This is a genomic window from Acetobacter sp. A11-2, assembly GCF_040208445.1.
GTDB lineage: Bacteria > Pseudomonadota > Alphaproteobacteria > Acetobacterales > Acetobacteraceae > Acetobacter > Acetobacter oryzoeni.
The window spans coordinates 658,816-673,746 of record NZ_CP157843.1; the positions used below are offsets into that span (position 1 = coordinate 658,816).

The following is a 14,931-nucleotide window of genomic DNA, read 5'->3' on the forward strand; positions in this document are numbered from 1 at the left end:
GGCCTGCTGGTAAGGCTTGGCTGTGTCTGACGAATCGCGCGCCCGCAGATGATGCGGGTCGCAGAAAAATGAAGGATCAAAAGAGATGACCGAAACAGCAGGGCAGACTCCCGAAGCAGGCCCGAACATGGAAGTGCCTGAAGATCTGGCGCGGTGCGATATGGTCATTCAGCATGCCATTGAGCATTTGCGGAATGAAAAATATCCTCCACTGGCAGTAGCATCCGCGCTTCTGGGTAATTCTGTGGGTATTCTTGCCCAGATTATGGATAAAGATACCGTTTTGCGCATTCTCGACTCAGCTGCTCAGAGCGTTCGATCAGGCGAAGTACATGCGTCTGTTCGGGCACAGACCGGGCAGGAAAACGAGAAAGCCTGAGCAGAACCCTTGACTGAAAGCCGTGGCTAAGCCATAAGCCGCGCCAATCCTGAATGTGGTCGCCGGGCGCTTGTCTCGGCCCTCTGTTCCTATTTTGTATAAGACAAGGATGAGACAATGTCCCGTCGTTGCCAGATTACCGGCAAAGGTGTGCTGACCGGAAACAACGTCAGCCACGCTAACAACAAATCCCGTCGTCGCTTCCTGCCTAACCTGCAGGATGCTTCCTTGGTTTCCGAAATTCTGGGTTCTGCCGTGCGTATGCGCGTAAGCACCCGCGGCCTGCGTACCATTGAACACAATGGCGGTCTGGATGCATTCCTGCTGAGCACGCCTAACCGCAAGCTTCCTGAAGAAGCACAGGTCATCAAGCGCCGCGTTCTGCGCGCTCAGGCCAAAAAGCAGGCAGCCGCAGGCGCCTGATTCAGGGGTTTACCTTATTCAGTGGAGCCGGGTCTGCTCACTTAACAGAGTAGGGCCGGTTTCTGCGGTGTAGATGTCTGGCAAGGTGTCAGACATCGTCGTCTATCGGCCGGTTTCCGGCAGCCGGGTTTCCTGAAGATGTTAACATCACAGGTGCCAATACGGTGCGCGGCGGCCACAGGCGCGAAGGGATTCCCATTCGCGCCTGACCTGTTTTCTGGAGGTTTTCGTGTCCGCCACATCCGATCTGTCCAAGATTCGTAATATCGGTATTACCGCGCATATTGACGCTGGTAAGACGACCACGACCGAACGCATTCTGTACTACACCGGCGTTTCCCATAAGATTGGTGAAGTGCACGAAGGTAACACCACGACTGACTACATGGCTCAGGAACGTGAACGTGGTATTACCATTACGTCCGCCGCCGTAACCTGTGAATGGGAAAGCCACCGTATCAACATTATTGATACGCCCGGACATATCGACTTCAACATCGAAGTGAACCGCTCCCTCCGCGTGCTTGATGGTGCCGTGTTCATCATTGAAGGTGTGGCTGGTGTGCAGCCGCAGTCCGAAACCAACTGGCGTCTTGCAGACCGCTACAAGGTGCCTCGGATCATCTTCATCAACAAGCTGGACCGTACCGGCGCAGACTTCTACCGCGCATTTGATACGCTGAAAGAAAAGCTGGATATCGTTGCTATCCCGCTGCAGCTGCCAATTGGCGCAGAAGACAAGTTTGTTGGTGTTGTTGACCTGGTGGAAATGAAGGCCATCGTCTGGGAAGGCGGTGAACTTGGCGCGAAGTTCCACGATGAAGAAATTCCGGCTGATCTGAAGGAAAAGGCTGCAGAAGCACGCCAGAACCTGCTGGATACGGCTTTGGCTGTTGATGACGCAGCCATGGAAGAATACTTCGAAAAGGGTGAAGTTTCTATCGAAACCCTGAAGCGCTGCATCAAGAAGGGCGCTATTTCTGGTGAATTCCGTCCGGTTCTGTGCGGCACTGCGTTTAAGAACAAAGGCGTGCAGCCTCTGCTGGATGCCATCATCGACTACCTGCCGGCCCCGAATGACGTTGAAGGTATTCGTTGCGCTCCGCCGGAAGGTGAAGAAGACGAAAAGAACCAGCCCATCATTCCGGTTGATCCGAATGGTAAGTTCGCTGGTCTGGCCTTTAAGATCATTAACGATAAGTACGGCACGCTGACCTTTGTGCGCGTTTATCGTGGCGTGCTCAAAACCGGTGATACGGTTCTGAACACCACCAAGGGCCACAAGGAACGTATCGGCCGTATCTATCAGATGCATGCTGATAAGCGTGAAGAACTGACAGAAGTGCACGCTGGTGACATTGCTGCGTTTGTGGGCCTGAAAGACTCCCAGACAGGTGATACGCTGGCAGACCCGGCTGATCCGGTTGTTCTGGAACGTATGTCCTTCCCGGTTCCGGTTATCGACATCTCCGTCGAACCGAAAACCAAGGACGCAGTGGAAAAGATGACACTGGCCCTGCAGAAGCTGGCTGGTGAAGATCCCTCCCTGCAGCTCAAGACCGATCAGGAAACTGGCCAGACCATTCTCTCCGGCATGGGCGAGCTGCATCTGGACATCATTATCGACCGTCTGCGTCGTGAATATGGTGTGGATGCAAACGTAGGTGCACCGCAGGTGGCATACCGTGAAACCATCACGCAGCCGCATACGGAAACCTACACCCATAAAAAGCAGTCTGGTGGTTCCGGTCAGTTCGCTGAAGTGAAGGTTGAGTTCCAGCCGGTTGAACGTAACGAAGGTATCCTGTTCGAAAACAAGGTTGTTGGTGGTGCTGTTCCTAGAGAATACATCCCGGCAGTTGAAAAGGGTATTCGCGTTCAGTCTTCCACAGGTGTGCTGGCAGGCTTCCCGACTGTGGACTTCAAGTTCACGCTGCTTGACGGTAAGTACCATGACGTTGACTCGTCCGCTCTGGCGTTCGAAATCGCGGCAAAGGCTTGCTTCCGTGAAGGTATGAAAAAAGCTGGTCCGGTTATTCTGGAACCGATCATGGACGTAGAAATCACCACCCCGAACGATCACGTTGGTGACGTGGTGGGTGACCTGAACCGTCGTCGTGGCATGATCCAGAGCCAGGAAACCTCCGGTTCCACCGTTATGGTGCGCGCTTACGTGCCGCTGAAAGAAATGTTCGGTTACATTTCTCATCTGCGTTCCATGACGAAGGGCCGTGCTTCCTTCACCATGCAGTTCCATCACTACGATCCGGTGCCGCGCAACGTTGCTGAAGAAATCATGGCTCAGTCCAAGTAATTTCAGCCGTTTTTCGGTTTCGGAATATAAAGGCCGCTCCCTGCAAAGGGGGCGGCTTTTTTATTGTGTAAAACCAGATTACGTTGCGTGCGCTTCATACAAAGCGGCATGCTATGGCATGAACCTGTGATGCTTTGAGTGTTTGTGATGGCGCAGAAAAGAAACGGAAAGACGAACAAGATGCCAAAGCTGTTTGAATGTGCCCCCGATGAGATCGCGCAGAAAACACGGGTAAACAGGCGTGCGCTTATGCAGCTTACGTTAGGGGGGCTGGCATCTGGCTTTGCTGCGCATAAAGCTTTTGCTCAGGCGCCTTCATTAGCTTTTGCGTCTTCTTCCGTAGATAAAATGCCGCCTATCAACGGGGTGTATGATTGGCGTGCATTGCCACCCACACCGTTGGCGCTTGAGGCCGAAAGTGGAGGCCTGCCTGTTGATACGGGCATGGTGCCAGCGCAGGGTAAGGCGCAATTATATTATGCATCGGCGGGGGAGGGTGTGCCGGTCATGCTGCTGCATGATGGTTTGGCAAACTCCAATTATATGGGAGACCTTGCCCGTGCACTGTTGCGTGCCAGATGCCGTGTGATTGTTATGGATATGCGAGGGCATGGGCGCAGCACAATGGGTGCCTTGCCCTTGGGGTATGATTTGCTGGCAGATGATGTGCTAACGGTTATGGCGTTTCTGCACCTGCGGCGCGTGGCCTTGGTTGGGTGGGGAGATGGTGCCGTGCAGGCGCTAGATGTTGGTATGCGGCACCCCAGCAGCGTCAGCCGGATATTTGCTTTTGCACCGTGGAGCACTCCAGATGGTCTCCTCTCTCGCGCAGAGGATATTCCTGCTTACAAATCCTTTATGGAAAGAACGCGGCAGGAATACAGGCAGATTTCTTCTATGCCCCATCGGTTTGGAGATATGGAAGCCGCAGTGCAGGCCATGCGCAGCAGGCAACCCAACTGGACAGATGCAGATCTTATGAGAGTGACAGCACCACTATGGGTGGCTGCCGCAGATCATGATGGTGTTGTGGGGCGTGTGCAGGCCGAGCATATGGCCGCTACGGTAGAAGGGGCTGGGCTTTTGGTGTTGCCCAATACCAGCCACTTTGCCTTTTTGCAGAATCCGCAACTATTTACGTTGGCGGTAGAAAGCTTTTTGGGCGGACGGTAAACTATATGGGGCTGCCGGTAAGGCAGCCCCTTTTTTGCAAAAGTGCCTTAGCCAAATGCACCAATGTTGTGCATGATGGCGACGCTGATTTCACGAATAAGCTCGAACATCTGTTGCATTGGCACAAAGATGTCTCTGTGTTCGCGCTCGTAAATACCTTCTTCGCGCGGGCCACGTGGTTCATGAAAATCAAGGTTGGTTGGGCCTGTGCTGGTGGGGAAGATATGCTCAAGTTCTTCCAACACTGCCGGAATATCCAGGCACAGTATGTGTTGCATCATGACGTCATGGTTAAAGCCACCACGCGGCATAAAGAAGGGCACGCGGCATGCCAGCAGCCATATCTGCTCAATAAGCATGATACGAATGGCATGTAGAAGGCGGATCTGTGGTTCCGTGCGGGGTGCATGTTCCCACGCTTCTCTCAACGCAAGATGGTCGGCCTGAATACGGCGGAACATGGTCAGCAACTCGGCAGACAGATCAAGCTTTTCCAGATCCTGCATCAGGGAGAGAAAAGCCTTTCGGCGTGCGGGTGTTTTTTCCTCTGTGGCGCGGTCGAGCCAGAAGCAGGGGTCCAGCAAACAGACAACACTTTTCAAAACCTTATCATCCGAGCAGGTAAGGCCATGCTGGGCAAAATCCAGAGCACGATGAAAGCGCGGGCTGGATGTGCGGAATGTTTCAAAGGTTTCTGGGTGGCGGCGTACGGCAGCCCCTAAGCCCTGCAAGGTGTTGGCGCACCATCCTAACTGCTGAAGAATGGCGTTGTTGGGGATGGCGCGTAACTGGCTTGGGTGAGTAATACGCTTGTGGGTTGCACTTTCTGCACTTTGGCGTGCAGGGGGGCGAGAACCGGTTCTATCAATAAGCGATGGGCCGAAAGCTCCCAACAGCGCGGCATAACCGGGGTCTTCCACCAGTTTTTTCATGCCCTCACTAATGCTGGAGAAGAAATCGGCCGAAAAATCGGGCTGATCATAAATCGGGTCTTCTTCCTGCTGTAAGGGCAGAAACAGGTTTTCTGCAATGGTGGCCAGCGTAGCGCCTGCCAGTTCTGGCGTGCCAAACAGCAGATAACCATCACCACCTTGAAAAGCCGTTTCCTCACGGCAGGCAATGCCTGTGGTTTTAAACCGTGCACGCACATGCGATGGAGAAAGGTAATCCAGCCGATCTGCCATACGGAAGGGATGCGCACCGCGGCCGATGCTTTCACCATGCGTATCAAAAAACACCACGGTGATATCCTGCATGTCCCACCGCACCAGCAGATCATGAATACGCAGGCGCAGGCGCTCTATCAGGTACGTTGCGGCCAACTGGCCAACATATCGGCCAGAATCGGAATATCCGAACTGGAAGCAGATGCGGCCAATACGGCGGATATACGCACGCCATGCAGGAGAGCGCAGGGCTTCTTCTACAATGTGCTCACCGTTCATGAGCGCATCTTCTGTTTCAAACAGTGGCGAGATTTCAATTTTATCTGCCACGCCAAAGCAGGAAGCCACCCATAGGGCCGAGAGCAACGTGTAACCGGTTTCTGTTTCTGCAATCAGGAAGCGGACAGGCGTATCGGAATCGATAAATTTGACCATTTGTGCAATGGTCATCATCAGTCGTCCGGCACTGGAGGGATCGCTCAGCAGCGCGCCAAAGTCCACAGGAACAGGCGTTACAGCTTCCAGCGCTTCGTTAATCTGGTTCAGCAATGCCCGGCGATGGGCCGGATTGTTGGGGTCATCCAGCAGGTTCAGCTTTTGGCGAACGAAGTTGTGTATCTGGGAGGCATTGAGCCGCACATGCGTATGGGCCAATCCCAACCCATGCGCCAGAAAGCCTGCCCGGGCAACAGCCAGTGGAATGCGTGCAGAAGGCGGCGCGCTCTTGATAGCGGTTTCAAGCAGGCCATCCAATTCCGCAGCATGTGTGAGCGCGGTGTTGCGCTGAGAAACCAGAAGTTTTGCAAAATGCGCCACAGCTTGGGCATCACTGGGGCCAGCAGGAACGGCGCTGATCTGTTCCTTTACGCAGGCAATGGCCCGTTGCAGTTTTTCTGTTAGCTCTGGCGCCAGTAAGCCCTCATGCATGATCTGGCTTTCCAACCGCATCAGTTGGAACAGCTTCATGCGCAGCCGCAGGCGTAGGGTATCCCACCAGCCAATATCTGTGCGGCCATCGGTATCATAGCCCACCCAACTGGTTGCAATAACCGGACAGGGCTTCAGGCTTGTCCATTCTTGCGGCCAGCGTGTGGCGGCTTCTTCCAGCAGGGCCGTGGCCAGCATATCCATGGCATCCCGCGCACGGGTGATGGCTTGCGCGGCCAGTGTAAACTCTTCTTCCAGTGTGGGTGGGGCTGCGCGTCTGTGCGTTTCAAAAAATGGTGCTTCCTGCGGGGGAATGGCTTGAGAAGCACTTTCTGCCAAAGCCGCATACACAGGATTGCTCAGGGCAAACGTGGGGTGCGCAGTAAAAACCGCAGCAAATTGAATAGCGGAGATGCGTGCCTGATACTCTGCAAAAGAACCGGTAGGGCATGCTTCGGCTATCGCACGCGCGACATTACGGAGCTTCTCTTTAGTGGCTTCAAGGGTCGCGCCACCTACGTAGCGATGCAGCTTACGAGCGCGCGCCAAAAAGGCTTCATCACGCAGCTTTTGCACCAGGCTCACAATATCTGTTTGCGAGATTTCCTTGCGGTCCAAAGCTTCTCCAAGCCGGAGCGCAATGCCCATTACAGGATTTGTGCCTTCAGCTGCAGTGCCGGCATCTGGGTGTGCAGTAGCGGACGCAAGGATACTGTCCAAACGGGAAAGAGAAGATGTGTTATCCATAGTCATAAGGGCGTCCTGAAGGTTCCTGTAATAGAACAGTTATAAAGCCGGAATGAATCGAAATAACAACGAAATAGCTTGAAAAGAGTGATGAACAACTTTTCACGTCTATGTTTTGTATGCAACCAGCTCACGCACTCTTGGGGGTGTTTGCGCACAGTGCTATTGAGTGAGTTATGACATCTCATCCTCATCAGGACGCGGATTTCGCTGCCCGCCAGACACTGCGGCGATACAAGAATGCAGCTACAGGGCTGGTTGGCCTTATGGCTGGGGTAACGGTGCTGGGTTACGCAGCGCCCGCTGCTGGCTGGGTGAGGGATGGATTCTGGCTGGAAATGCTGCGGGCTGGAGCGCGTGCCGGTGTTGTAGGCGGCTTGGCAGACTGGTTTGCCGTGGTTGCGCTGTTTCGTAGGCCTATGGGGCTTCCTATCCCGCATACTGCTATTCTGCCCGCGCAAAAGGATAGGCTTGGCCGGGCGCTGGGGCGGTTTGTTGCTGGGCAGGTGTTTACCCAAAAGGAAGTTGAGCGTGTATTGGGGCAGGTGGATCTGCCAGCTTTTCTGGCGGATATGCTGGATGACCCCGGCACGCGGGATGCCTTGGTAAAATCAATCACACGCTCCTTGCCGCAGATGCTGGACAGGCTGGAAGATGGCCGCGCCAGTAATGCCGTTGCCCGTGTTATGCCCAAGCTATTGGGGGGCAGTAATCTGGCGCCTATTATCGCACGGGCCCTGCGTAGCCTTGTGGATGATGATAAGCATCAGGAAGTGCTCTCCTTCCTGCTTGAGCAGATCAAAGATGCGTTACAATCCAAGGAAGGCGCATTGCGCCAGATGATTGAAGAGCGCGTGCGTGAGCAGGGTGGGCGTTTACTCGGGTGGGCCATAGGTGGTTCCATTGCTACCAAGGTTCTGTTGGCAGCAGCCAAGGAGCTTGAGCGAATCGACCCACAGAACTCCAGCATCCGTGAAGGCTTTACCAGTTGGGTGCGTGGCCAGATTGACCGCATAGAAACAGACCCGGAAAAGGGCAAAGAGTTTTCTCAAACCATCATGGGCGTGCTCTCCCATGAAAGTGTTGTGGGCTGGTGGGGAGATATCTGGCAGCGTTTCCGCCGTATGGTGGAAGCCGATGTGGAAGACCCGGAAGGGCGCATTGCATCTGTGGTGCAGGATGCACTTGAACGCATGGCTGCCCAGATGCGCTATGATCAGAACATGCGACAGCGGATTATGGATAGCGTAAACCGCACGGTTCTAAAGATGCTCCCCTTCATGCGGGAACGTATGGCAGAGTTTATTGCGCGCGTGGTTTCAAGCTGGAATGCTGTGGAAATAGCTGAAAAACTGGAGCTTCGGGTTGGTAAGGACCTGCAGTTTATCCGGTTTAATGGCACCCTTGTTGGCTTTGGGGTGGGGGCATTGCTGTTTGCCGTATTGCGGCTTCTGTTTGGGCTGAACGCACAGTAGGGCGGCCGATCACGTTTGCGATGGATGCTTTTGTCTGCTTGTTTTGGGTTGACGCAAGAGCAGTGTGTCGCCATGTATCCGAAACAGGACCGCTCAGGTCTTTAATTGGGTCAAGGGCAGATAATGCTGAAACTTTCCCGCCTGGCGGATTATGCAATCGTCATCTTGGTGAAACTGGGTGAACAGGCAGGCGTTGTTACGTCTCCAACACTTGCAGCCATTACAGGGGTGCCAGAGCCAACGGTGGCCAAGGTGCTCAAGGTGCTCTCTGCGCATGGGTTTGTGCTTTCCCAGCGTGGGGCAAAGGGCGGATACCGCCTTGCCAGACCGTTGGTAGATATTTCTGTAGCCAGTGTTATTACAGCCGTAGATGGCAAGATTGCGCTCACAGCCTGTGTAGATGGCGGAGAGTGTGATACCGGCGTGTCGTGTGGTCTGTGTGGCAGCTGGGATACCATCAATCAGGCCATACGAATCACGTTGGAGGGTATTTCCTTGGAAAGCATGCGCAGCAAGGCATCGTGTTTTTCAAACATGCCACGATCCAATGTGCAGCCCAGCGCTGCTATGCCACGTGAGGGGATCTGAACCATGCCGGCAGTTACTGAAACCCGCGAAGCCGTCGAAAAGCTCGGCCAGTCCACCTACAAGTGGGGCTTTGAAACAGATATTCAGATGGACCTCGCCCCGAAAGGGTTGAATGAGGACATCGTACGCCTGATTTCTGCGCGTAAGAACGAACCTGAATGGCTTTTGGAATGGCGGCTGACGGCGTTCCGCAAATGGCAGTCCATGAAGGAACCTACGTGGGCCAAGGTTTCTTACCCGCCGATTGATTATCAGGATGCGCATTACTATGCCGCTCCGCGCAAGAAAGAAGGCCCGAAATCTCTGGATGAGGTTGATCCAGAACTTCTGAGAACCTACGAAAAGCTGGGTATTCCCCTACATGAGCAGGCTCTGCTGGCTGGTGTGGAATTGCCCGAAGGTGAAACAGCGCGGCCGCCAGTTGCTGTAGATGCGGTGTTTGACAGTGTTTCTGTTGTCACCACCTTCCGCAAAACGCTGGAAGAAGCGGGCGTGATCTTCTGCCCGATTTCTGAAGCTGTGCAGGAACACCCTGAGCTGGTGCGGAAATATCTCGGCAGCGTGGTGCCGGTGGCAGATAACTTTTATGCTGCACTGAACTCTGCCGTGTTTACAGATGGTTCCTTTGTTTACGTGCCCAAAGGGGTGCGTTGCCCAATGGAGCTTTCCACGTATTTCCGTATCAATGCGCGCAACACAGGGCAGTTTGAACGTACCCTGATTGTGGTGGAAGACGGGGCTTCGGTTTCCTATCTGGAAGGCTGCACAGCCCCCATGCGGGATGAAAACCAGCTTCATGCCGCAGTGGTAGAACTGGTGGCGATGGAAGATGCCTCCATCAAATACTCCACGGTGCAGAACTGGTACCCCGGTGATTCCGAAGGGCGCGGCGGTATCTACAACTTTGTGACCAAGCGTGGCGCATGCCGTGGGGCACGCTCCAAAATTTCCTGGACACAGGTGGAAACAGGTTCTGCCATTACATGGAAGTATCCATCCTGCATTCTGCAGGGTGATGGATCTGTGGGTGAATTCTATTCCGTGGCTGTTACCAACAACTGCCAGCAGGCAGATACAGGCACGAAGATGATCCATATCGGGCGTAATACCCGTTCTACTATCATTGCCAAAACAATCAGTGCAGGGCGGTCAGACAGCACATATCGCGGTCTGGTGCGCGTGCAGCCCAAGGCTTCTGGCGCACGTAACTTCACCCAGTGCGATAGTTTGCTGATTGGTGATGAATGCGGCGCGCATACTGTGCCGTATATTGAAAGCCGGAACATGGCAGCGCGTATTGAGCACGAAGCCACAACATCCAAGATTTCAGAAGATCAGCTTTTTTATTGTCGCCAGCGCGGCCTGTCTGAAGAAGACGCGGTTGGGCTGATTGTAAACGGTTTCTGCCGGGATGTTCTTAAGGAACTGCCCATGGAATTTGCTGTGGAAGCACAGAAACTGTTGCAGATCAGCCTTGAAGGCAGCGTGGGTTAAGGGAGTACAGAACATGAGCCAGTTTTTGGAAATTTCCGGTCTGTGCGCCCGGATTGATGCCGATGGGCAGGAAAAGCAGATCCTCCGTGGTGTGGATCTCACCATCCCACCGGGTGAAGTGCATGCCATTATGGGGCCAAACGGGTGCGGCAAATCCACCCTTTCCTATGTTCTGGCCGGGCGTGAGGATTATGAAGTCACGGCTGGTTCTGTCACCTTCAAGGGGCAGGATCTGCTGGCTATGGAGCCGGAAGAACGCGCCGCGGCTGGCCTGTTTCTGGCCTTCCAGTCTCCTATTGAATTGCCGGGTGTAAATAACGCCAACTTCCTGCGTACGGCGGTAAATGCCGTGCGTCGCGCCCGTGGGCTGGAAGAACTGGATGCTGTTGCGTTCCTGAAAATGGCGCGTGAGGCAGCCAAGTCTCTCTCCATGGCGCCGGATATGCTCAAGCGTAACGTCAATGTCGGTTTCTCTGGTGGTGAAAAGAAGCGCAATGAAGTGTTGCAGATGACACTTCTTCAGCCCTCCTTTGCCATTCTGGATGAAACCGATAGTGGGCTGGACGTGGATGCCCTGCGTATTGTGGCGGAGGGGGTGAACCGTCTACGCTCACCAGAGTTCTCTGCTCTGGTTATTACGCATCACCAGAAGCTGCTGGATTATCTGGTGCCAGATCGCATTCACGTTATGGCCAAAGGGCGGATCATTTTGTCTGGTGGGCCAGAACTGGCCAAGAGAATTGATCAGGAAGGCTACACCAAGTTTCTGGCGGAGGCGGCGTGAACGCGATCAGCAAAGATATGAGCGGCACTCTGTCTTCGTTCGCGCAACGCCTGAACGATGTTGAGGGGGCAGAGCGGCAAGCAGCCATTGGCGCACTGCTCAGAACCGGCCTGCCAGACAGGCATGTAGAGGCATGGAAATATACCAGCCTGCGCCCGTTGTCGGCACAGGAGTTTCAGGCCCCACCAGCGCAATATGATGCAGCGCAGGCAAAAAGCCTGCTGGATAACCTGCTTAGCCAGCATGATGCCGTGCAGGCTCTGCCGCGCATTGTGTTTGTAAATGGCCGGTTTGTAAAAGATCTTAGCCTTCTGCCTGAAGGTGTGGATGTTTCCTTTTTCAACCAAAAGAGCCTGACATCAGATGTGCAGGCCAGCCCGGACAGAGATCCTCTTGTCGCGCTGAACACGGCTCTGGTGGATGATGGGGCGATATTGCACGTTGCCAAAGGTGCGGATGCAGGGCGTGTGCTCCTGATCTCCTTGGGTGTTGCCGGGGATACTGCAATTTCTTTCCATCCACGCCATAGCGTGGTGCTGGAAGAAGGGGCGCATCTTTCCTTGCTGTCACTCAGCGCTGGCGTTGGGCCATATTTCCATAATCCGGTTACGGAAGTAACTGTGGGGGAACGTGCCAAACTCTACCATACCACTTTGCAGACCGAAGGCCCGCAGGCCATAGCGCTGGCAACAACCTATGTGCAGGTTGCAGGGCATGGCGTTTACAATAGCTTTGCCCTTGGCTTGGGTAGCCTGTTGTCTCGGCATGAAGTGCATGCACGGTTGAATGCGCCACATGCTCAGTTGCATGTGAATGGTGCGCAAAACCTTGCTGAACATCAGGTAGGGGATATTACCAGCGTCATCACCCATGCTGCTTCGGACTGCATTTCTCGCCAGACTGTGCGGAATGTGCTGGATGGTCATGCGCGGGGTATTTTCCAAGGTAAGGTGCTGGTTGAGCAGGTTGCCCAGAAAACCGATGGCTACCAGATGAATCAGGCATTGCTGCTTTCAGAAAACGCAGAAATTGATGCAAAGCCTGAGCTTGAAATCTACGCGGATGACGTGCGCTGCAGCCACGGGGCAACCGTGGGTGCGCTGGATGATGATCAACTGTTTTATATGCGCAGCCGTGGTGTGCCAGAGGCACAGGCCCGCCATATCTTGATTGCAGCGTTTCTGGATGAAGCTCTTTCTCTGATTGAAGATGAAACGGCGCAGGAATACTGCCGCGCCATGCTGGCAATCCGTTTTTCTGCTGAAAGGAAGGCCGCGTAATGTCTCATCCTTCTATTACAGACACATCCGGGCTGGATCTGGTTGCTATTCGTAAGCAGTTTCCTATTCTGTCGGAAAAAGTGCACGATCGCCCGCTGGTGTTTCTGGATAGTGCTGCTTCGGCCCAAAAACCGGATGCGGTCATCAATGCCATGGTGCACACCATGCACCATCAGTATGCCAACATTCACCGCGGCCTGTATTGGCTGAGTGAACGTGCGACCGAGGCCTACGAAGCTGTACGAGATCAGGTTGCGGGCTTTTTGAATGCATCATCGCGGGAAGAAATTGTTTTCACCCGTAACAGCACAGAAGCCATCAATCTGGTTGCATACTCCTTTGGCTCTCTGCTTACGCCGGGGCAGGCTGTGGTTATTTCCGAAATGGAACACCACGCCAATCTGGTGCCGTGGCAGATGCTGCGTGACCGTATGGGTATTGAGCTGCGCATAGCCCCGATTACCGATGCCGGTGATCTGGATATGGAAGCGTTCGGCCAGCTTTTGTCTGATGGCAAAGTGGCACTTGTTGCCATCACCCATATGTCCAACGTGCTGGGCACCATTACGCCTGCGCGCCAAATTGCCGATATGGCGCATGCAGCCGGAGCGCTGGTGCTGTTTGATGGGAGCCAGGCCGTCGTGCATCATCGCACCGATGTGCAGGCTCTGGGGGCGGATTTTTACACCTTTACCGGGCACAAGCTGTATGGCCCAACCGGCATTGGCGTTTTGTGGGCGCGACGTGCACTGCTGGAAGATATGCCGCCGTTCATGGGCGGGGGAGATATGATCTCCACCGTGACGTTTGAAAAATCCACGTGGGCCAATGTTCCGCATAAGTTTGAAGCTGGCACTCCTGCAATTGTAGAAGCTATTGGCTTGGGTGCAGCCATTGAATGGGTGGAAAAGTTTGGTTTTGATGCCATTGCGGCGCATGAACAGGCTTTGACGACCTATGCGCTGGAGCGTCTGGCAACTGTGCCGGGGCTGAATGTAGTTGGGCACCCCAAAGAGCGTGGCGGCGTTATTTCCTTCACCATGGCAGATGTGCACCCGCACGATATTGCCACTTTGCTAGACCGCAACGGTATTGCCGTGCGTGCTGGCCACCATTGTGCAGAACCGCTTATGCGCCGCTTGGGTTTAACCGCTACAGCACGCGCCAGCTTTGGTATTTATACCATGCAGGAAGAAATAGATGCACTTGCCGATACGTTGGTGCGTATCCGGGAATTTTTTGTGTGACACAAACCGTGCCGGATTCTGATGCCCTGTATGACCGTGTGATTGTAGAGCGTGCACGCGCTCCACAATACGCAGGCAAGCTGGAAGCACCTTCCGTACAGGGTGAAGGCAAAAACCCCATGTGTGGGGATAAAACACGGGTGGATATCGCGCTAGATGCAACCCATATCCAAAGTGTGCGCCATACCACACGAGGGTGCGCCATTTGCGCAGCAGCGGCTGATTTAATGGCGCAGCAGGTTTCTGGTTTGGATGTTGCGCAAGCTGTCAGCTTATCTGGTCGGTTTTCTGCCATGCTGGTGGGGGAAGCTTCTCCTGCAGCAACGGCGGATACTTCATTAGGGCCGTTAGAGGTTTTCCAGCCTCTGCGGTCTCACAAGGCACGGATACGATGTGCCGAACTGCCTTGGATTGCGTTAAAGGAGGCGCTTTCTCATGCCGACGTCTGAAGACGTGCATGCTCCCGTTCTGCCAGAGGTAGAAAAGGAAGCTAAAACAGCAGAGGCTTCTGCCGATGTGCTGCATGCTGACCATGCGCCTGCCGGAGATGAAGCCGGAAAAGTAGAAAGCTGGACACCGGATGAAGGGGCAGAACAATCTGCCAAGCCTCCGGCTGCCGGTGCTGTTTCGGAAGATGCGGTTATTGAGGCGATTGCCACAGTGCATGACCCGGAAATTCCGGTAAACATTTACGAACTCGGCCTGATTTACGCGATTGATCTGTATGATGATGGCCGCGTGCGTATTGAAATGACACTAACAGCCCCCAACTGCCCCAGTGCGCAGGAACTACCTGTGCAGGTGAAGGAAGCAGTAGAAAAAGTGCCGGGCGTGAAATCTGCCGAAGTAGAAGTGGTGTGGGATCCGCCGTGGGATATGTCGCGTATGAGTGATGAAGCCCGTCTTGCGCTGAACATGTTCTGAACCGCAAACT

Annotated in this window: 13 protein-coding genes; 12 read left to right on the forward strand and 1 reads right to left on the reverse strand. The window is 54.2% G+C overall.

All coding sequences use genetic code 11. The features are described from left to right. Positions 1–85 precede the first annotated feature (85 nt). The 4 genes from ABNV41_RS03180 to ABNV41_RS03195 all read left to right on the forward strand — a co-directional run bounded on the left by ABNV41_RS03180 (position 86) and on the right by ABNV41_RS03195 (position 4,289). Complete coding sequence (locus ABNV41_RS03180; RefSeq protein ID WP_050820085.1) at positions 86–379, forward strand: hypothetical protein; 294 nt, start codon at positions 86–88, stop codon at positions 377–379. Positions 380–496: 117 nt separating this feature from the next. Further along, the gene (gene rpmB, locus ABNV41_RS03185; protein WP_050820084.1) at positions 497–802 is read left to right on the forward strand and encodes a 50S ribosomal protein L28; all 306 of its coding nucleotides are present in this window, start codon (positions 497–499) and stop codon (positions 800–802) included. Positions 803–1,031: 229 nt separating this feature from the next. Continuing rightward, positions 1,032–3,116: an elongation factor G gene (fusA, locus tag ABNV41_RS03190; protein WP_349934983.1), complete on the forward strand. Its 2,085-nt coding sequence runs from the start codon at positions 1,032–1,034 to the stop codon at positions 3,114–3,116. A 147-nt stretch (positions 3,117–3,263) separates the two neighbouring features. Further along, positions 3,264–4,289: an alpha/beta fold hydrolase gene (locus ABNV41_RS03195; RefSeq protein ID WP_050820427.1), complete on the forward strand. Its 1,026-nt coding sequence runs from the start codon at positions 3,264–3,266 to the stop codon at positions 4,287–4,289. A gap of 47 nt (positions 4,290–4,336) precedes the next feature. Here ABNV41_RS03195 and ABNV41_RS03200 read toward each other — a convergent pair whose 3' ends face one another. After that, on the reverse strand, positions 4,337–7,135 hold the full coding sequence (locus ABNV41_RS03200) for a phosphoenolpyruvate carboxylase (RefSeq protein ID WP_349934984.1): 2,799 nt from the start codon (positions 7,133–7,135) through the stop codon (positions 4,337–4,339). 170 nt (positions 7,136–7,305) lie between these two features. Between ABNV41_RS03200 and ABNV41_RS03205 the strand changes: the two genes are divergently transcribed. The 8 genes from ABNV41_RS03205 (at position 7,306) to ABNV41_RS03240 (ending at position 14,921) form a co-directional block, all read left to right on the forward strand. Continuing rightward, positions 7,306–8,604 carry a DUF445 domain-containing protein gene (locus ABNV41_RS03205; RefSeq protein ID WP_050820081.1) on the forward strand — a complete coding sequence of 433 codons (1,299 nt, stop codon included), beginning with the start codon at positions 7,306–7,308 and terminating at the stop codon, positions 8,602–8,604. A gap of 123 nt (positions 8,605–8,727) precedes the next feature. Further along, positions 8,728–9,192, forward strand: coding sequence for an SUF system Fe-S cluster assembly regulator (locus ABNV41_RS03210; protein ID WP_050820080.1), 465 nt, complete (start codon positions 8,728–8,730; stop codon positions 9,190–9,192). Between the two features lie 3 nt (positions 9,193–9,195). Next, positions 9,196–10,686, forward strand: coding sequence for a Fe-S cluster assembly protein SufB (gene sufB / locus ABNV41_RS03215; RefSeq protein ID WP_019088378.1), 1,491 nt, complete (start codon positions 9,196–9,198; stop codon positions 10,684–10,686). 13 nt (positions 10,687–10,699) lie between these two features. Continuing rightward, complete coding sequence (gene sufC / locus ABNV41_RS03220; RefSeq protein WP_050820079.1) at positions 10,700–11,470, forward strand: Fe-S cluster assembly ATPase SufC; 771 nt, start codon at positions 10,700–10,702, stop codon at positions 11,468–11,470. A 17-nt stretch (positions 11,471–11,487) separates the two neighbouring features. Continuing rightward, a complete protein-coding gene (sufD, locus tag ABNV41_RS03225) occupies positions 11,488–12,750 on the forward strand; it encodes a Fe-S cluster assembly protein SufD (RefSeq protein WP_349935088.1) in 1,263 nt (420 codons plus the stop codon). Next, complete coding sequence (locus tag ABNV41_RS03230) at positions 12,750–13,997, forward strand: aminotransferase class V-fold PLP-dependent enzyme (protein WP_087651958.1); 1,248 nt, start codon at positions 12,750–12,752, stop codon at positions 13,995–13,997. Before sufD ends, ABNV41_RS03230 begins: the two co-directional genes overlap by 1 nt. Next, the gene (gene sufU, locus ABNV41_RS03235) at positions 13,994–14,446 is read left to right on the forward strand and encodes a Fe-S cluster assembly sulfur transfer protein SufU (RefSeq protein ID WP_050820076.1); all 453 of its coding nucleotides are present in this window, start codon (positions 13,994–13,996) and stop codon (positions 14,444–14,446) included. The genes ABNV41_RS03230 and sufU overlap by 4 nt, the downstream gene beginning before the upstream one ends. Next, positions 14,433–14,921, forward strand: coding sequence for an SUF system Fe-S cluster assembly protein (locus ABNV41_RS03240; protein WP_003624097.1), 489 nt, complete (start codon positions 14,433–14,435; stop codon positions 14,919–14,921). The genes sufU and ABNV41_RS03240 overlap by 14 nt, the downstream gene beginning before the upstream one ends. Positions 14,922–14,931 lie beyond the last annotated feature (10 nt).